This is a genomic window from Streptomyces sp. So13.3, assembly GCF_005860785.2.
In the GTDB taxonomy this organism is placed as follows: domain Bacteria; phylum Actinomycetota; class Actinomycetes; order Streptomycetales; family Streptomycetaceae; genus Actinacidiphila; species Actinacidiphila fildesensis.
On sequence record NZ_CP048835.1, the window covers coordinates 776,455 to 794,255 of the forward strand.

13 protein-coding genes are annotated in these 17,801 nt (G+C 70.9%); 4 read left to right on the plus strand and 9 right to left on the minus strand.

Annotation, left to right across the window (positions count from 1 at the left end):
* Nucleotides 1-54 precede the first annotated feature (54 nt).
* The 8 genes from C8250_RS03695 to C8250_RS03730 all read right to left on the minus strand — a co-directional run bounded on the left by C8250_RS03695 (nt 55) and on the right by C8250_RS03730 (nt 7,632).
* The gene (locus tag C8250_RS03695; protein ID WP_187144719.1) at nt 55-951 is read right to left on the minus strand and encodes a 4'-phosphopantetheinyl transferase superfamily protein; all 897 of its coding nucleotides are present in this window, start codon (nt 949-951) and stop codon (nt 55-57) included.
* Nucleotides 948-1,544 carry a ferritin-like domain-containing protein gene (locus C8250_RS03700; RefSeq protein WP_138354581.1) on the minus strand — a complete coding sequence of 199 codons (597 nt, stop codon included), beginning with the start codon at nt 1,542-1,544 and terminating at the stop codon, nt 948-950. The genes C8250_RS03695 and C8250_RS03700 overlap by 4 nt, the downstream gene beginning before the upstream one ends.
* Nucleotides 1,541-2,644 (minus strand): SDR family oxidoreductase, encoded by a 1,104-nt coding sequence (locus tag C8250_RS03705; protein WP_138354580.1) that lies wholly within the window; start codon nt 2,642-2,644, stop codon nt 1,541-1,543. Before C8250_RS03705 ends, C8250_RS03700 begins: the two co-directional genes overlap by 4 nt.
* The gene (locus C8250_RS03710) at nt 2,641-3,576 is read right to left on the minus strand and encodes a hypothetical protein (protein ID WP_138354579.1); all 936 of its coding nucleotides are present in this window, start codon (nt 3,574-3,576) and stop codon (nt 2,641-2,643) included. Before C8250_RS03710 ends, C8250_RS03705 begins: the two co-directional genes overlap by 4 nt.
* Complete coding sequence (locus C8250_RS03715) at nt 3,573-3,833, minus strand: hypothetical protein (RefSeq protein ID WP_138354578.1); 261 nt, start codon at nt 3,831-3,833, stop codon at nt 3,573-3,575. Before C8250_RS03715 ends, C8250_RS03710 begins: the two co-directional genes overlap by 4 nt.
* On the minus strand, nt 3,823-4,737 hold the full coding sequence (locus tag C8250_RS03720; protein ID WP_138354577.1) for a diiron oxygenase: 915 nt from the start codon (nt 4,735-4,737) through the stop codon (nt 3,823-3,825). Before C8250_RS03720 ends, C8250_RS03715 begins: the two co-directional genes overlap by 11 nt.
* Before the next feature lie 112 nt (nt 4,738-4,849).
* Nucleotides 4,850-5,821 (minus strand): 3-oxoacyl-[acyl-carrier-protein] synthase III C-terminal domain-containing protein, encoded by a 972-nt coding sequence (locus tag C8250_RS03725; protein WP_164292524.1) that lies wholly within the window; start codon nt 5,819-5,821, stop codon nt 4,850-4,852.
* A gap of 308 nt (nt 5,822-6,129) precedes the next feature.
* Nucleotides 6,130-7,632: a PucR family transcriptional regulator gene (locus tag C8250_RS03730; protein ID WP_187144720.1), complete on the minus strand. Its 1,503-nt coding sequence runs from the start codon at nt 7,630-7,632 to the stop codon at nt 6,130-6,132.
* Nucleotides 7,633-8,323: 691 nt separating this feature from the next.
* Here C8250_RS03730 and C8250_RS03735 point away from each other — a divergent pair.
* The 4 genes from C8250_RS03735 to C8250_RS03750 all read left to right on the plus strand — a co-directional run bounded on the left by C8250_RS03735 (nt 8,324) and on the right by C8250_RS03750 (nt 14,501).
* Nucleotides 8,324-10,399: an RICIN domain-containing protein gene (locus C8250_RS03735; protein WP_232485350.1), complete on the plus strand. Its 2,076-nt coding sequence runs from the start codon at nt 8,324-8,326 to the stop codon at nt 10,397-10,399.
* Between the two features lie 122 nt (nt 10,400-10,521).
* Nucleotides 10,522-11,133 (plus strand): hypothetical protein, encoded by a 612-nt coding sequence (locus C8250_RS03740; protein ID WP_138354574.1) that lies wholly within the window; start codon nt 10,522-10,524, stop codon nt 11,131-11,133.
* A 225-nt stretch (nt 11,134-11,358) separates the two neighbouring features.
* Nucleotides 11,359-12,369, plus strand: coding sequence for a LacI family DNA-binding transcriptional regulator (locus tag C8250_RS03745; protein ID WP_138354573.1), 1,011 nt, complete (start codon nt 11,359-11,361; stop codon nt 12,367-12,369).
* Between the two features lie 95 nt (nt 12,370-12,464).
* The gene (locus tag C8250_RS03750) at nt 12,465-14,501 is read left to right on the plus strand and encodes a TIM-barrel domain-containing protein (protein ID WP_138354572.1); all 2,037 of its coding nucleotides are present in this window, start codon (nt 12,465-12,467) and stop codon (nt 14,499-14,501) included.
* Nucleotides 14,502-14,575: 74 nt separating this feature from the next.
* On the opposite strand, the gene C8250_RS03755 is transcribed toward C8250_RS03750, so the two are convergent.
* On the minus strand, nt 14,576-17,437 hold the full coding sequence (locus tag C8250_RS03755) for a glycoside hydrolase family 3 C-terminal domain-containing protein (protein WP_244808959.1): 2,862 nt from the start codon (nt 17,435-17,437) through the stop codon (nt 14,576-14,578).
* Nucleotides 17,438-17,801: the final 364 nt, after the last annotated feature.

The following is a 17,801-nucleotide window of genomic DNA, read 5'->3' on the forward strand; positions in this document are numbered from 1 at the left end:
GGGCGAGCGGGGGCCGCCTGCGTGCCGGCCGGAGAAGTACGCGGTTGCTCCGGGTCAGGGCTGCGCGCCCACGAGCCCCGCCAGTTGCCCCAGGGTGGTCACCTCCCGCAGGTCGGCCTGGGTGAACAGCGCGTCGAACTCCTCCTGCAGGTCGACGGCCATCTCGACGAGCAGGAAGCTGTCGGCGGCGAGGTCCCGCAGGTTCGTCTCGGGCGTCAGGGTGTCGACGGGAACGGAAAGCGTCGCGCTGATGCGGTGGGCGACGTCCTCGAAGGTGACGGAGGGCACGGTTGAGGTCCTTACGGAGGTGATCGGGGGACGGTGGAAGGCCGCGGCCACGGCCACGGACAGCCGGGCATCACCGAACCGGGCGGCGGTGTAGCCGAAGGCGGTGTCGTGCGGCGGACGCCGCCGGGCACGGCCGGAGCCGGCCGCGGGGTCGTCGGTGGTGTAGTCGAGAAGGACGGTGTGCCGGTTGGCCGGATCTGCCTTGTACAGCGCCTCCTTGACCGTCCACAGCCGTACGTGTTCTGCGGCGCGGGCGCTCTCGGGAACGGTGTCGAGCCAGGAGCGTTCGCGTTCGTCGAGAAAGAAGCGCGCGGTCTCCCGGCGCGCGTCGCGGGCCGTTTCGAGATCGACCCCGACCCCCACCACACCCCCGGCCGGAACCGCCAGACCCGCGGCCACGGCTGCTCCCCCGATGTGGGAGAGCGACAGACGGCGGTGCGGAAAGGCGTAGGCGGTCGTGTCGGCCGGCAGCCCCAGTACCCCGAGCAGGGTGCGCAGGGCATGCCGGGAGATCAGCCACTGCTCCCGCTGCACCCGGCCGGTGAGTGCGGCGAACCGCGCGCTCTCCGGCCCGGTCAGCGCGGCGGGAGCCAGCGGTCGCCGGGTCCATACGGCAAGCACCGTCGTTCCGCCTCGGACCGGGTTCGCCGCGGGGCTGGTCACGGCGTGCCCTCGGCGAAGGGCGGATCTTCGAAGGGCAGCTCGGGGCCGCCCAGGAACGAGATGCGTTCGCCGTACTCCGCGAGGGTCTTCGCGTAGACCTCCTCGTCGGCCGCGGTGAAGCGAGCCAGGGTGGAGTCGATGTACTCCTGGCCGTACCGGCCCGCCATCTCCTCCAGGGCGTCCCTGACGTACTTCACGTGCCAGCGCTCGTCCTCCATGATCGTCTCGATGGTCCGCCGGACCCGCGGATGGGTGTCCCCGGCCCGCAGATGGCGGCGGTACTGGGCGATCACCCGCTTCTCGAAGACCTGGGTGACCGCCATGACCTCCATGAGGTTGGCGGGCAGGCCGACGGCCTCCAGATACTGGTCCTGGTAACTGCCGGACAACTTCGTCGCCGGGTGACCGAGGTCTTCGATGCAACGGGTCCAGTACTTCGCGTGGTTGGCCTCGTCGGCGAAGTGGTGGGTCACGTTCGCCTGGAGCGGGCCGCCGCGCAGGGTGCGGGCGACCCGGCCGAAGAACAGGGCACCGTTGATCTCGGACGAGCGGTAGTAGCTCAGCAGCCACAGGTCGTTCTCGGAAAGGGTCACGATGTCTCCTCGGGCCGGCGGCCCCACTTCGAGGTGACCAGCCGGGTGCAGGTGGCCTCGGTCAGCGCGTACGGATCGGGGGCCGCGTACGCGGGCCAGGCCGCGCGCAGCGCTTCGTTGCGGAACGTCTTCGGCAGATAGAGCTGGGCGGCGAAGGGTGAGACCGACGCGAGTGACTGGTGGAGCGGCCCGGCGCGCAGCCCGGTGGCGGCGTGCAGCAGGTCGTCGAAGCTCTCCCGGTCGCAGGGGACGGGCCGGATCAGGCCCCGCCGCCGGAATCCCGAGTCTCGTTCGAAGACGCTGAAGGCGAGGTCGACGAGCTCCCCGAGGGTCGGCGTCCGCGCCGGGTCGGGGCAGACGTGGTAGACACCGTCGGCGACCGCGGGATCGAGCAGGCGGGTGACCGCGGAGACGGTGAAGGCGGCCGTCGCGAGGGAGAGCGGGGTCTTCTCGTCCCCCGGCAGCAGCGACAGCAGCCCGTAGTGGAAGAGCTTGAGCGTGTTGTGGAAGACGTTGTACTGCGTGACGTGCCCGCTGTCGTCGTCGGCGATGACCGTGGGCAGCCGCAGTACGGAGACCGGCATCTCCCCTGCCGCGCCCAGGAGTTGTTCCTCGGCCGCCCACTTCGACCACTCGTAGTGGTTGACGAAGCCGGCGTCCGGGAGCCGCTCCTCCGCGATGTCGCCCTGATGGCTGCCTGCGGCGTACAGCGTGGACAGCAGGGCGAACCGCTGCAGGTTCTCGCACCGTCCCGCGAAGGCCCGCAGCCGAACGGCGCCCGCCACGTTGATGTCGGCGGCGATATCGCGCTCGACGTTGAAGCGGGTGACGGCTGCCCCGTGGACGATGCGGGTGACCACACCCGGATCGACGTCGGACAGCAGGCTGTCGTGGCGGACGTCCGCCGCCACACACCGGGTACGCCCTGCGGCGTCCGGTCCCAGTTCCTCCGCCAGCCGCTCCCACTTGCTGTCGAGTTCGATTGCGGAGGCGGCACGGACGGCCAGGATCAGGTCGTCGTCCCCGTCGTCGAGCAGTGCGGCGGCAAGCCGGCGGCCCAGGTAGCCGTCCGCGCCGGTGATGACCGTGGTTCCCCTCACTCCGCCCCTCCCCGCAGCTTCGCCAGGACCGTCGTCGCCGCGTCCTCCAGGGCGGGCCAGGAAGCGGGGTCGAGGCCGTGGCGGTCGGTGAGGGCGAACAGCCAGCGTTCGAGGCCGAAGGCGAGGCAGCTGCTGTCGCCGGCCCGGCCGTCGCGGGTGATGCCGAAGCCGGACCCGAAGTGGTCGTGGTGCCGGTTGACCGAGGCGATGGCCAGGTCACCGCCGTACGTGGCCTCGTACTTCACCGGCTGGACGCGCTGCAGCAGATGGCGCGGGTTGTCCTCGGGCCGGAAGAACGGGTCGGTCGCCGTGAGCCACTCCAGGTCCAGGTCGATCAGCCCGAAGAACAGGTCGAGGGCGGTCCTGGCCCGGTCGAGGAAGGCGACCGTCTCGGCGGCGGTGCCGACGCAGACGATCTCCCGCATCGTGAAGCTGCTCAGCCGCCGCAGCGGCACGTAGTGCGTCTCCTGCCGGAAACAGATGTTACGTGTCGTCAGGTACAGCGCCTGGTCGAGCACTTCGCCCTGATGGCCGCTGTAGAGGTGATAGCAGGCCGCAGGGGTCAGGACCTCGGTGACCGGTGAGAGCCCGGACAGTTCGACCCGCCCGTCCTCGTCCATGACGGGGCCGGTGAGGAAGGCGTCGATGTTCGGCTCCTCGGGGCTCAGCCGGGCCACGAAGGTCGCCTGGTGCGGGAAGGAGCGGAGGTAGCCGACCTGCTGCAGCCGTTCGGCGGGCAGTGACGCGGGGTGCCGCTCCTCCTCCGCGTCCCAGAGGGAGGCGAGCCGCACGAAGGCGCGGTCGCACTCCTCGGCGAGCCGCAACAGCGGGCCGCGCAGGGCCGCCTGCCCGGACGGCTGCCAGGAAAGGCCGATACCGTGCAGAGCGGCGAGCCGTTCGGAGCCGGCCGCGCCCGCTGCCGCGCGCTTCACGGCGTCACCCCCGCTCCGCCGAACCGGTCCACCATCGTGTGGATGTCACGGAAGTCCCCGGGCCGCAGGTCCTCCACTTCGATCGGTGCGGCGCGCAGCCGTTCCAGGAGCAGCAGGAGTTCCGGCAGGTGCACGGACCTCAGATGCCGCTCCTCGAACAGCGGCGTCCGGTCCGTCAGGCCGTCGGCGGACAACTCGGGGGCCTTGGTGAGGACCCAGGACCTGAGCAGGTCCCGGATCTCCTGGTCAGAACGCATCGGCCGGCTCCTTGTCGAGAATCCCCGCCTCGGTGAGGAAGGACAGCACCTTTGTCGACACCGCACGCCGGTGGGCACGCTGCGCCGGTGCGGACCAGGCCCGCTCGGCGACCTCCCAGGGATCGTCGAGCCCGGCGTCGGCGTAGACGTCGGGGTTGTAGTACTCGCGCCAGCTGACGACGAAGAACTGCTCCAGCTGACGGCGCAGGTCGGCCACCGTGTCGTCGCCCCATGAGGGGACGCAGGCTCCCCACAGCGCGGTGACCAGCTGACGGCCGAAGACCAGGTGCCGTGATTCCTCGACGTGATGGTTGTCGTTGATGAACCGCGCCACGGGGTGCAACCGGGCGTCCCGGGCCTGGACCCAGTTGTAGCGGTCCACGATCTCCTCGAAGATCATGGTCTTGGCGAAGAAGAGGAAGTCCTCGACGCTCTGCGAACGGGTCTCCTCCAGTGCGAACTGACGGCTCCGGTACACCTTCGCGTACCGGGTGCAGAAGCCGCCGAAGTAGATGCTGTGCTTGTTCTCCTCGTCGAGGAAGTGGTGCAGATACTCCGAGACGTCCACCAGGTCCTTGCGGTACAGCCGCTGCGCCAGGCCCTGCATCAGGCCCTTCTCGCCGTGGATGTTGAGGCTGTAGAAGTTGACGGCCTCGTGAAAGGCCAGCCGCCGCCTGGCGGGCTCGTCGAGCGTGTCCCACAACGGGGTGCCGTACAGGCTCACGTACTCCGGTGAGCTGAACCAGTCATCCTCGGGCCGGACCTCCGCCGGCCACTGCCGCAGCGTGATGTAGGGGTTCTGGTAGGAGCGCTTCGAGAGGTGGCTGAGCCTGCTCACGGTGTCACCGAGCGAGGCGATGGCCTCGGCGAGCCGGGGCTTCGGAGCATTCGCTGTACTACTCACACTGTCCTCATCTGACGTGTCGTGTCGGTTCGCGTACCGGTGGCAGGCGGTCCGGGCGGATCCGCCCGGACGCTGCGGCCGCGGGCGTTGCGGCCGCGGACGCTCCTCCGGCTCACGCTGCGAAGGACTCGGTGGCCTGCAGGATCACGCACTGCCAGTTCAGACCGAATCCGGCCATGACGAGCGCGACGTACTGACCGGGCCGCAGCCGGCCGGAAGCGATGAGTTCCGCGAGGTTGATGATGTTGTCGGCGGAGATGACGTGCCCCACGTCCCGCATGGACGAGAAGAAGACCTTCCCGGCGTCCACCCCGAGCAGCCGGGCCAGGATCTGCCAGGCCTTGTCGTTGGTGTTCTGGGTGACGACCCAGTCGAGGTCCGCGGCCGACAGCCCGGCGCGGGTCAGGGTCTCGCGCACCAGCCGGTGGGTGTACGCGAAGTACATGCCGACCGTCTCGTCGTCATCCGCCTGTCCGAGGCCGCCGTTGGTGATCTGGTGTGCTGTCACCAGGCGGAACGCGGCGGGTTCCCGGCTGACGACGCACGCTGCGGCGCCGTCGGAGATGAGGTTGTAGGCCTGCTCGTAACGGGCTCCCTCCGGGAAGCGGTCGGCCGTCACGCACAGCACCCGCTCCCAGTCCTCCTCGGCCCGGAGCATCGCCCCGGCCAGCCGCAGGGAGCCCAGCATCGCCGTGCACGCCTGCTGGTTGAGCCCGATGACGACGGCCTTCCCGAGCCCGAAGTCGGCCTGCAGCCGGCCGGCGGGAAAGTCCATGAGGTGCTTCACGTCCCGGCTGCGCTCCCACGCGGCCGGGTCTCCGGCGTTGCCGTTGCCGGGCAGGCACGTCGCGTAGACGATCGCGTCCACGTCGCCCAGCCGGCCGGAGTCGGCGAGTTGCGCGGTGACGTTCCTCGCCAGGTCGTAGGCGCCGGTCGTCGGTTCACAGACGTGGTGCCAGCGGAAACCGGCCGACTCCAGGTCCTGCGCCGAGGACATCAGGTGCCCCGCGGCGCCGGTCTCGCTGACATGGGCTTTGCGTTCGCCCAGTGCGTGGACGAACGAGTCGACGAATACGTCGGTCACAGCATCTCTCCCAGCAGGCACTCGGGGACCATGGGCCGTGCCGGGGTCCTTGCCGTCTGCCGCGTTGCGGACGGGACCGTCGGCCCGAGAGGGTCGGCCGCTCATCTGGAAGCCGGGCCATGAACCGGCGGTGAAGCCGGCCACGTGTGCGTGTTCCCCCGCCTCCAGGGTCGCGTGCGCCGATGCCGGAGTCGATGGCCGCCTGCTGCGGATTTCCGCGACCCGGCTGTGCGCCGAGCACAACGCACCAGGTCAGGAGCGGTTCACCAGATCGGAAAGGTCAGGAGCGGCGCATCGCGTCCGGGCGCTCAGGGGCAGCGCACGGCCACCAGTGCCATCCGGCAGGCGAGTTGGTGCCGGTCGTCGTCGAGCATGCTGCCGGTGAGCGTCTCGATGCGGCGCAGCCGGTTGAGCACGGTGTTGCGATGGCAGTGCAGCTCGTCGGCGGCCCTGGCTGCCGAGCAGCCGCCGCGGAACCAGGCGTCCAGGGTCGCGAGCAGCAGGTCGCGTTCCTCCTGAGGGCAGTCGAGCAGCCTTCCGAAGGTGTGGCGGGCCAGCCGCTGGGCGACGTGCGGACTGGTCACCACGAGGGCTTCCAGCAGGTGGTCGTCGAAGGCAGCGACGCCATCGGTGGCCGCGGGCAGGGTCTGCAGTGCGGTCTCGGCGCAGTGGTAGGCGGTGGCGATGTCGGAGAGACTGTCGACCTCGCAGGAGATTCCCACCCGCCGGCCCACGCCGGACGAGAGCGCTTCGACCAGCCGCCCCAGCGAGGTGCTGCCCAGTTCCAGCAGTCCGATGTGCCGGTCGGTGCGCCTGCGCCAGACGGCCAGGACCGTATGGGAGGGCAGGGCGTGACGCAGCGCGCGCGGCGTCCCGCTCCCGAAGCCGTCGGCGTCGTGTTGCCCGTTCGGCGCCGTCTCGTCGGCCATGGTGATCACGACGAACCGGCCGCGCGCGGGAAGGCCGAGAGTCACCTGCGCCTCGGCCGCGACCACCGGCTCGACGCCGCGGCCCTCGATCAGCGCGTCGATCACCGTCTCACGGCGTGCGCTGCTGCGGCGCTGGGCGTCGGCCTCCGCCACGCGGTGCCCCTCGACGAAAGCCTGCGAGTAGCTGTCGAGCGCATCCCACACGGGGCCGCTCTCGTCGAGGAGCCGCTGCAGCACTTCCGGGGACAGCGCCCGGGCCTCGTCGAACAGCTTCTCCCAGAGCAGTTGGGTGGCCAGCCGGTGGACGCGGAGCAGGGACTCGACCGACACGCCTTCCTGGGCGCGGTAGTGTCCCCACGCCATCGGGACGGCCAGCGGATTGCTGTCGGCGGGCGGCTTCCCCGCGAGGATCCGCAGGAACCCGAGGACGTTCTCGTGGAGGGAACGGCGTATTTCGGACCCTGGTACGAGCTCCAGATGCCGTACTCCCCTGCCCACGGTCAGTTCCATGAGCTCTTCCACCAGGTGGGGAAGCTGTCGCAGCAGACCCTCGGCGAGGCCGCGCACCACCGGGGTGGGGCCGCTCCTGTCCCCCTGCGGAGAAGGGAGCCGCAGTATCTCCCCCTGACCTCCGGCCGGGGTGGCGCCGTGGACGGCGCTCTGCACGGCGCTCCGGGCGGATGCGAAATCCGCGTCGACGGCCGGATGCGCGCGGCCCGGTAACTCCTCCAGCCGGCCGTCCCGGGTCCTGCCCGGCGGTCCCGCCGCGATCCGGACTTCCGGGGAGCCGGACGCCTCCGGCGCGGCCGTGTCCCGCGAGCCGGGATACGACCTGTGCCCCAAGTGCTGCTTCCCCACGGACGCGGTACCCCTGGTGGACATCGACATGGCCCTTCCGGTCGTTCAGCGGACGGCGACGGCGCCTTCGCGCACGCGCCTCGGACGACTGCCGGCCGGCGGGCCCGGTCGCGCGATGCTCGGCGCGGCGCCCACCAGGGCTGCACCGCCGTGCCCACCAGCGGCGGCCGGGATCACCGGGCCGCTGACCGCTTTGTCGGGAAACGCAACGGGGGCACAAGGCTGTACGGCGTCCGGCCGGGCGGTTCCCACCCCCGGACGCCCGAGCAGTCTCGCAGCATGTTTATCACCCTCTGGAACAACCAAGTTACCGAACGGTATCGAACCAGCCGCATCCTGCGGCGCGATGCGCTACGTTCAACTGACGCCCGGTGCGCGTGGGGTGACGTTCCCTCCGCCGATCGCACTCACGCCACTCCGCGGTCGCGGTTTCGGCGGAGCATAAGGATTCCTAAAGCCGACCTCATGTTCCTGTGAAGGTTCCGCCGCCGAAATGTCGCCGGGATTCGGTTTCCAGAGGTCTAGACCTCCAGTGCAATGTCACTGCAATACCGAGGCGCAGCAGAGACTCCTCGTCCGTGACCGTGCGTCAGTTCGGCCATTCGGCGCCCCATCGGCACCTTTCGCCCCTCCTATAGCAACGAAATCCGTGTGGATGAACGGGCGTTCGATGTGGCAGTGTCCCGCCGCAACGCAGTCCAGACCCAAGGATGGGATGAACTTGTTGCAGCTCAATGATCGAGGCGAGCACCGGCGCCGCTCGGCGGCCAAGAGACGGACGCTCCTCGCCATCGCGCTGGCCTCCGCCACGCTCGTCGCCGGTGGCGTCACCGCACTCGCCACCACGGGCGGCATCGGCGGCACGACCCAGCAGGTGGACTCCGCATCCCCGCAGGCGCTGGACGACGTTCCGCCCGACGAGCCGCGCAAGGGCATGGTGTACAAGGGCCTGGAAGCCGCCCCCGAGGACAGTGCGTGTGTCGGCGGCTTCGAGGTCGAGGGCGTCAAGCAGTGCACGCACGGCCCCGACTCACCGCCCAAGGGCGTGGACATCACCAAGGACACGCCTCCTGCCGTCAAGGCGGCCGTGGTGTCCTCCATACCCAAGGCCGGTGGCGGCAAGGCCCCGGGCGGCGCCGAGTTGCTCTCGGACGTGCCCGCGACGCTGGACGCCGCCCACCCCGGCAAGGCCATCGCCTCGGCGCCGCCCGCCTCGACGGGCACCACGGGAACCGCCGCCAAGAGCGCCGCGGCGCAGGACGCGGCGTCGGCCGTGATCTGTGACGGCGACGGGTCGACCGGCAACCGCGTCCAGGTCGTCTACGCGCACGGCCCCGGCGCGAACCGGTTCGCCGAGTACCTTCCCTCGTTCAAGAAATGGGCGCACGACTCCGACGTCATCTACAACGCGAGCGCGACGGAGACCGGCGGTGTGCGGCACATCCGCTACGTCACCGAGTCCGACTGCACCGTCGCGGTACTCAACCTCGAAGTGCCGGCTTCCGCGATGCAGGACTTCAGCGCCACCAACCAGGCGCTGGCGGCCCAGGGCCTGAACCGCCGCGACCGCAAGTACATGATCTTCGCGGACTCCAACGTCTACTGCGGCATCGGCAGCTTCGCGGGCGACGAGCGTCCCGGCCCGGAGAACTCCAGCAACTTCGGCCCCTCCTACGGCCGGACGGACTCCGGCTGCTGGGGAGGTTCGACGCCCGCCCACGAACTCGGCCACAACCTCGGCGCGGTCAACAACAGCGCCCCGCACACCAGCCGTGGCGGCCACTGCGTGGACGAGTGGGACATCATGTGCTACTCGGACACGCCGTACTACCCGCAGATGCAGATCCACTGCCCGAACCGCAGCAGCGACGACCGGCTCGACTGCAATCACGACGACTACTTCAACACCAACCCGCAGCCGGGCAGCTATCTGACGACGCACTGGAACATCGCCAACAACCAGTTCCTGCTCAGCAACGGCGGCAGCAACCCCAATCCCAACCCGACGCCGAGCCCGACGCCTTCCCCCACCAGGACGACCGGGCCGACGCCGAACCCGACCACCACGACGCCCGACCCGAACCCGACGACCGGTCCTGATGTCGTCGTGAGCCAGGTGACGCAGAACTCCGCGGTGCTCACCTGGAAGCCGGCCTCCGGCGCCACCGGGTACGACCTGCTGCTGGACCAGAAGGCCATCGGCAACGTCAAGGCCACCACCGTGCGCGTGGTCAGCCTGAAGCCCGGCACGCAGTACAAGGTCGCCGTAGCCGTGCACGGCGCGGACGGCAAGGTCTCCGCGCCCGGTCGCCAGGCGGCGTTCCGTACCCAGCCGGCCGGCGGAACCACGGCCGGCCCGGTCGAGCCCGGCAAGCGCTACCTGATGCTGAACAGCTTCACCGGACAGGCCGCCGACATGTACGGCGCCTCCCGTGCCAACGGTGCGGTGCTCATCGGCTACCAGCGCCACGGCTACACCAACCAGCAGTGGCTGTTCGAGAACGTCGGCGGCGGTTACGTCCGGGTCAAGTCCGCGGTCTCCGGCAAGTGCCTGCAGATCGGCGGGAAGCCGGTCGCGGGTCAGTGGATCGCCCAGCAGCCGTGCGGCACCGCCGCGTCGCAAGCGTGGAAGATCACTGCCAACGCCACCGGCTACACGCTCGGCGTCAAGGGCTCCCCGCTCGTCCTCGGCGTGAGCAACCGCGACTACTACGGCGGGGCGTTGCTGGAACTGCAGCAGCCCGGCAACCAGGCCTGGCAGCGCTGGACGTTCCAGCAGTCCACGTCCTGACGACGGCCGGAACCACATGAACTGACGGGCCCGCCCCACCGGGCGGGCCCGTCGGCACTCCTGTGGGCCCTCCCGCCGCCCGTCCCGCCGTGTCTCCCGATCCTCCCGAAAGCCGGTCCCCGATGCCCCTCCCGTCCCTCCGCCTGCTCCGGCCGCTCACGGCCGCACTGCTGATCGCCCTCACCACCCTGCTGTCGCTGCTGCCCACGGGCCCGGCGTCCGCCCACGGGGACACCATCCACCTGGAGATCACCGGCAATGCGGAGGGCCGCCTGACGGTCACGGCCACCTGGGACGAGGACCACCACCCCGTGGACGAGAAGGTCGCCGCGACGCTGCAGGCGACGGCGGCGGACGGCCGGCAGGTCGGGCCGTGGGCCCTCACCCCGCTGGACATGGCGCAGGGCACCTACACCGTCGCCGTACCGCTGCCGCCCGGCACCTGGCAGATCGCGGCGGAGTCCGCGTTCCCGGCCATCGGCGCCGGTAGGACCACCCTCAAGGTCACAGCCGTTCCGGGCCGCCCGGCGCCCAGCACGTCCGCCACCACGCCTGCTCCGCCGGTCTCCGCCTCCGCAGCCCCGGCCCCCGGCCACCCCACCGCGGCCGCCGGCACCGGCGATGACGGATCGTCGTCCGCCCTGCTGACAGCGGCCATCGCCGCAGCGGTCATCGCGGCGGTCATCGCCGCCCTCCTGATCACCCGTCGTCGCCGATCGGGTCCCCAGGAGTAACAACGGGAACCTGTCTGGCGGGACGAGGCATCAGACAGGTTGCAGCGAAGGCGTTGCAGGCGAGGCGTTGAAGCGCTTCGACTGAACTCTGGACACCAGCTTGGGCCGCGTCTAGTGTCGATACGCGGCAGCTGTCACAGGACAGGGTCGCGAATGTTGTCGAAGCGCTTCAATCGATAGGTTGTCCTGTGCAACCCCTTCGCCCTCGTCGGATGGAGACCCTCCATGGCCACGCTCGCCGAGGTCGCCCGGCACGCCGGTGTCTCCGCCAGCACGGTGTCGTACGTTCTCAGCGGCAAGCGCTCGATCTCGGAGGGGACCCGCGACCGCGTCGAGCGCAGCATCCAGGAACTCGGCTACCACCCCAACGCGGGAGCCAGGGCGCTCGCCAGCAACCGGTCGCACATCGTGGCGCTCATGGTGCCGCTGCGGACGGACATGTACGTGCCGGTGATGATGGAGATCGCCATCGCCGTGGCCACCACGGCACGTCAGTACGGCCATGACGTGCTGCTGCTGACCGGCGAGGAGGGCCCCGCCGCCGTGCGACGGGTGATCGGGAGCGGGCTGGCGGACGCCATGATCGTGATGGATGTCGAGCTGGAGGACGAACGCGTCCCGCTGCTGCGGGATTCGGTCCACCCGTCGGTCCTGATCGGGCTGCCGGCCGATCCCTCCGGACTGACCTGCGTCGACCTGGACTTCACCGCCACCGGAGAACTGTGCGGGGATCATCTCGCCGACCTCGGGTACCGCGACATCGCGGTGATCGGCGAGGCTCCCGCGGTCTACCAGCGGCACACCGGATTCGCCGAGCGCACGATGGAGGGGTTGCGCCGGCGCGCCCGTGAGCGGGACCTGCGGCTCATCCACCGCCCCTGCGACGGCAGCTACGAGTCCACCGCCGGGGTCCTGTCGCGCATCTTCGAGGAGCGGCCCCGCACCAGCGCCCTCGTGGTGCAGAACGAGTCGTCCGTCGGCCCCCTGCTCAGCCTGCTCCAGCAGCAGGGCCGGGCGGTCCCCGAGGACGTGTCGGTGATCGCGATCTGTCCCGACCAGGTCGCCGAGCAGGCTTCCGTACGGCTCACGTCGGTGGCCATCCCCGCCCAGGACATGGGGCGCCGGGCCGTCGAGCTGGTGATGGGCAAGCTGGAGGGCCGCGAGCCGCGACCGCTCACGCTGCTCCCGCCGCAGCTCACCGTGCGCGGCAGCACCGGGCCCGCACCCGCCGTCTGAGATCTTCCACTCTCCTCCCGGGTCCCGCAGCCCACGGCGCCGGACCGCGATGCCGCACGCCCTGAGATCCCTCGCGCTCTGAAGGAGACCCCACCGTGAGTCAGACTCCGCCCGCCGTGTCCCTCGCCCAGTCCTCACCCACGGCCGGCACGTTCAGCGAACGCGCGGGCGGCCTGGAGTGGACCGGACGCCAGGAGACACTGCGCGTCGAAGCCTGGGGCCCGGACGCGATAAGGGTACGGGCCCGGCTCGGCGGCCCGCTGCTCGACGATCTGCCCGGAGCCCTCCTGGACGAGCCGCCGTCCGCCCCGTCCGTGGCTATCAAGATCGAGGACGGCCACGCACTGCTGGTCAACGGCGCGATCACCGCGACCGTCGACGCGGAGGGCATGCTGCGCTTCCTGCGCACCGACAGCGGCGAGGAACTCCTCGCCGAGGAGCGGGCGCACTTCTGGTGGCCAGGACCGCGGCTGCGCACCGCGACCGGCAACGGCTACCACCGCATCGAGCAGCGCTTCCGCGCCTACGACGGTGAGCGGTTGTACGGGCTGGGCCAGCACCAGCACGGCCTGCTCGACCAGAAGGGCGCCGTCATCGACCTGGTGCAGCGCAACTCCGAGGTGACGATCCCCGTCCTCACCTCCAGCCGGGGATACACCTTCCTGTGGAACAATCCGGCGATCGGCCGCGTCGAACTGGCCGCCACCGGCACCCGCTGGGTCGCCGACAGCGCACGGCAGACCGACTACTGGATCACGGCGGGAGTTCCGGCCGCCGCGCAGCGCCGCTACACCGCGGTCACCGGCCGCACCCCGATGCTCCCCGAATGGGCCGCCGGTTTCTGGCAGTGCAAACTGCGTTACCGCACCCAGGACGAACTGCTCGGCGTCGCCCGCGAGTACCGGCGGCGCGGCCTGCCGCTCGCCGTGATCGTCTGCGACTTCTTCCACTGGACGCACCTGGGCGAGTGGAAGTTCGACCCCGCCGAGTGGCCGGACCCCGCCGCGATGACCCGCGAACTCGCCGAGATGGGCGTGCAGCTGGCCGTCTCCGTCTGGCCGTCCGTCTCGCCGCTCAGCGAGACCCACCAGCCGATGGAGCAGGCCGGGCACTTCATCGGCACCGAGTACGGTCCGATGGCGCATGCCGACTGGCCGGACAAACAGGTCGCGGAGCCGGTCCAGGTGGCCTTCTACGACGCCACCAATCCGCATGCCCGTGCATACGTGTGGCAGCGGATCAAGGACAACTACCTCACCCCTTACGGCATCAAGGCGTTCTGGCTGGACGCCTGCGAGCCCGAGCTCAAGCCCGGACACGCCGCCAACCTCCGCTACCACGCGGGCCCCGGCCTGGAGGTCGGCAACCTGTATCCGCGCGAGAACTCCCGCACCTTCCACGAGGGCCTGCTCGCGGCCGGGGACGAGGAGGTGGTGACCCTCAACCGTTCCGCGTGGGCCGGCAGCCAGCGCTACGGCGCCGCCCTGTGGTCGGGCGACATCGGCACCGACTTCCCCACACTGCGCGACCAGGTGACGGCCGGACTGCATGTCGCGCTGTCCGGCATCCCCTGGTGGAACACTGACATCGGCGGCTTCCACGGCGGCGACCCGGACGACGGCGCCTACCGGGAGGTGCTGGTGCGCTGGTTCCAGTACGGCGCCTTCAGCCCGCTCTTCCGGCTGCACGGCTTCCGCGACCCCGGCATGCCGCTCGGACCCGACATGACCGGCGGCCCCAACGAGGTCTGGTCGTACGGCGAGGAGGCGTACGGGATCCTCACCGGCTACCTGCGGTTGCGTGAGCGCCTCAAGCCGTACCTGCTGGCGCAGATGCGCACCGCGCACGAGGACGGCGTCCCGCCGATGCGCCCGCTGTTCCTGGAATTCCCCGAGGACGAGACGGCCTGGGGCGTCGGTGACGCCTTCCTCCTCGGTCCCGACCTGCTGGTCGCCCCCGTGCTGGAGGCGGGTGCGCGCGAGCGCACCGTGTACCTCCCGCGCGGCGCGCGGTGGACCGATGCCTGGACCGGCGACGCGTACGAGGGCGGGCGGTCCGTGACGGTGCCCGCACCCCTGGAACGCATTCCGCTCTTCCTGCGGGACGGGGCGGAGCTCCCGATTCGCCCGTAGGGCCGCAGCGCAGCGCCCCCGGCGGTCGGGCCGGGGGCGTTCTCGCGTCCGCGGGATCAGCGGGATCAGCTGGATCAGCGGGAGAAGTCCAGCCGGTCCAGGCGTACCGGGCCGCGCAGACTCAGGTGCAGGTCGTGGACGCCTGCCGGAACGGCGTCGAGCGGTACCCGCACGTCCGCGTAGGCGTAACGACTGCCGGTCACCGGCACGTCGACGGTCGCCAGCGCCGTGCCGTCGCCCAGGCGCAGTTCGAGCGATGCCCCGCTCGGAGCGGCCTCTTCCCGGGAGACCCGCACCACCACCGTGTCCGGCCCCTCCCTGCCGAAGTCGCAGCCGCGGAAGAGCAGCCAGCCCGGCTCCGTACCGCCCGGAGTGACCGCGTCGCCGCGCTCCTTCGACCGATCGACCAGCACCACGCCGCCCTGCTCGTCGAAGTCCGCGCCCGCGAGGCCGCGCCCGCGCACCTGGCGCGGGGCGGGTGGCTCGCCACCGACCGTGAGGATGCGCGTCACGCGGATGTCGGCACTGGACGCGCCGGCCTGGATCTCGTACGCGCCCGGGCCGACGGTCCACAGCCCGTGGGCCACGTCCCAGAAGCCGAGCCGGTCGAGCGGCACGGTGAAGGCGAGGGTGCCGGACTCACCGGGCGGCAGGGACAGCCGGCCGTACCCGATGAGGGTGCGGGCGGGCCGCCGCACCCCGGTGTCGGGCGCCCCGGCGTACAGCTGGACGGTCTCGGTGCCGGCGGTACGGCCGGTGTTGGTGACCGTGAGCGTGCCGGAGACCATGTCGCCCTCGAGTGACAGGTCCAGTTCGCGGTAGTCGAAGGACGCGTACGACAGCCCGTGGCCGAAGGGGTAGAGGGGCGTTCCCCGGAAGTAGAGGTAGGTGGCGCCCGCGCTGATGATGTCGTAGTCGAGCAGGTCCGGCAGGTGCTCGTCGGCGGCGTACCAGGTCTGGGGCAGGCGTCCGGACGGGGAGACGTCGCCGAACAGCACGCGGGCGAGGGCGGTGCCCGCCGACTGGCCGCCGTGCGCGGTCCACAGCAGCGCGGGAAGCGCGGCATCGGCCTCAGCGACGGCGTAGGGGTAGCTGGAGGTCAGGGCCAGGACCGTGCGCGGGTTGGCGGCGTGGGCGGCGCGCCAGAGGGCGTCCTGCCGCTCCGGCAGGGCCAGCGTCCGGCGGTCCTCGGTCTCACGGCCGTTGATGTGCGGGTCGTTGCCCGCCACGACGATCACGGTGTCGGCGGCGCCAGCGGCGTGCGCCACCTCCTCCAGGCCGCGCCTGGTGATCTCCACTGTGAACGCGGTGCCCTGGTCGGCAACCTTCAGCCCGTCGGCGGTGACTTGGATGTACCGGCCCGTACCCGGGTGTTCGAGGAGGTGAGCGTCGCCGTGCTGCTCCAGCCTGAACGTCTCCTGCACGATCCAGCCGCCGGGCTGGTCGGCGGCGGCGCGCACACAGCCGTCCTCGGCAACGGTCAGGTGGCGGCCGGAGGGCGCCCGCAGCGTCAGCAGGCCCTCGCCCCACTCCGTCAGGGTCAGTTCGGTGGGCCGGTCGCCAAGGCGCACGGGCGGCAGGTCCGTGCGGCCGGTGAGGTGTGCCGGGTTCAGGGAGGCCTCGCCCGCGCGGGAGGCGACGTCCGCGGCGGGCTCCGGCACCTGCACCCAGCCGTCGGCCGTCCGCAACCGGACCCGGTCCGCGCCCTCGGCGAAGATCACCCGGTCGGCGCCCAGGCGCTCGCGCAACGCGTCCACCAGCGAGGCGCGCCGGATCAGGCTGCCGCTGTACCAGTCCGTCTTCACCTCGTCGGCGAGCGGGCCGACCACCGCGACCGTTCGCGTACCGCTCCCGTCCAGCGGCAGCAGCCCGTCGTTCTTGAGCAGCACCACGTCGGCCTCCGCCGCCCGCAGCGCGAGCGCGCGATGGGCAGGGGTGTCGTAGGAGCTCAGGTCGGTGGCCGCGTACGGACCCCGGTCCGGGTCGAACTCACCGAGCCGGACGCGCAGGGCCAGCAGCCGGCGTACCGCGGTGTCGATGTCCTTCTGGTCGATCAGGCCGCGCCGCAGCGCACCGTTCAGCCTGTCGGTGATCTTCGACGAGTCCTGGTCGTGGTCGGTGAAGCTGTCCACTCCGGCGCGCAGCGCGGCGGCCGTCGCCTCCTCGTGCGAGTCGAAGTAGTGCTCGGAGTCGACCAGGTTCGACGGGGCGCCGGCATCAGAGCAGACGATGAGATCCTGGCCGGTCCACCGGCGCAGCTGCTCGTCGAGCAGCGGGGAGACGTGGTTCGGGCGGCCGTTGACCAGGTTGTACGCGGGCATCACTCCGGCGACGGTGCCCGCCTCGATGGGTCCGCGGAAGGCGGGCAGGTCGTATTCGTGCAGCACGCGGGGGCGCACGGAGGAGGAAGTGGTGTCGCGGGCGGTCTCGTTGTTGTGCGCCAGCCAGTGCTTGAGGACCGGCGCGGTGCGCCAGTGGTCCGGGTCGTCGCCCCGCAGCCCGGAGGTGTAGGCGGTGGCGAGATCGGAGGTGAGTCGCGGGTCCTCCGAGTACCCCTCCTCGTTGCGGCCCCATCGCGGGTCCCGCAGCAGGTTGACAGTCGGCGCCCAGACGTTGAGCCCCACGCGGGAGTCGCGCGAGCGCATCGCCCGCACCTCGGTGCCGACGGCCTCCCCGACCGCGCGCACCAGCTCCGCGTCCCAGCTCGCACCGAGACCGACGGCCTGGGGGAACACGGTGGCCGGGCCGCTCCAGGCGACGCCGTGCAGCGCTTCCTGTCCGGTACGGAAGGCGTCCAGGCCCAGCCGCGGCACCGCGGGGGCGAACTGGTGCAGCATCGCGATCCGCTCGTCGGGTGTGAGCCGTCCGATCAGGTCCTCGACCCTGTCGGCCAGGGGGAGTCGCGGATCGCGGAACGGCAGGTCGTCGGTGGTCACACAGGCCCCTTCGAGTGGAACAGGCGCGGAACGACTATGGGCTTCGAAGCGCTTCGATGCTGGTGTGAGGGGTCGGCACTGTCAAGGCATACGACGGTAACGGCCCAAAGTCCCCAGTCCCTTGCCGGTGCGGTCGGCGATTCCGCGCACTGCGGACTCTTGCGCGGCCCGCCACACACACTTAACCTCATCGCAACATCGAAGCGCTTCGACCGATGGTTCCCCATCTTCTGCCAGACCCCATTGAGATGCCGGCCGGCGTGCTCCGCCACGTGTCCTGGTGCCGCCACGAAGGGTTGACGCAATGCCGAACTCCCAGGCCCCGGCTCCGGCCGAACCAGCCACTCCCAGCCGGAGAACCTTC

Bases quoted from the DNA above. Each gene is read 5' to 3' on its own strand.
- C8250_RS03715 (WP_138354578.1), bottom strand. From the start codon at position 3,833: ATGCGTTCTGACCAGGAGATCCGGGACCTGCTCAGGTCCTGGGTCCTC.
- C8250_RS03730 (WP_187144720.1), bottom strand. From the start codon at position 7,632: ATGTCCACCAGGGGTACCGCGTCCGTGGGGAAGCAGCACTTGGGGCAC.
- C8250_RS03735 (WP_232485350.1), top strand. From the start codon at position 8,324: ATGAACTTGTTGCAGCTCAATGATCGAGGCGAGCACCGGCGCCGCTCG.
- C8250_RS03740 (WP_138354574.1), top strand. From the start codon at position 10,522: ATGCCCCTCCCGTCCCTCCGCCTGCTCCGGCCGCTCACGGCCGCACTG.
- C8250_RS03745 (WP_138354573.1), top strand. From the start codon at position 11,359: ATGGCCACGCTCGCCGAGGTCGCCCGGCACGCCGGTGTCTCCGCCAGC.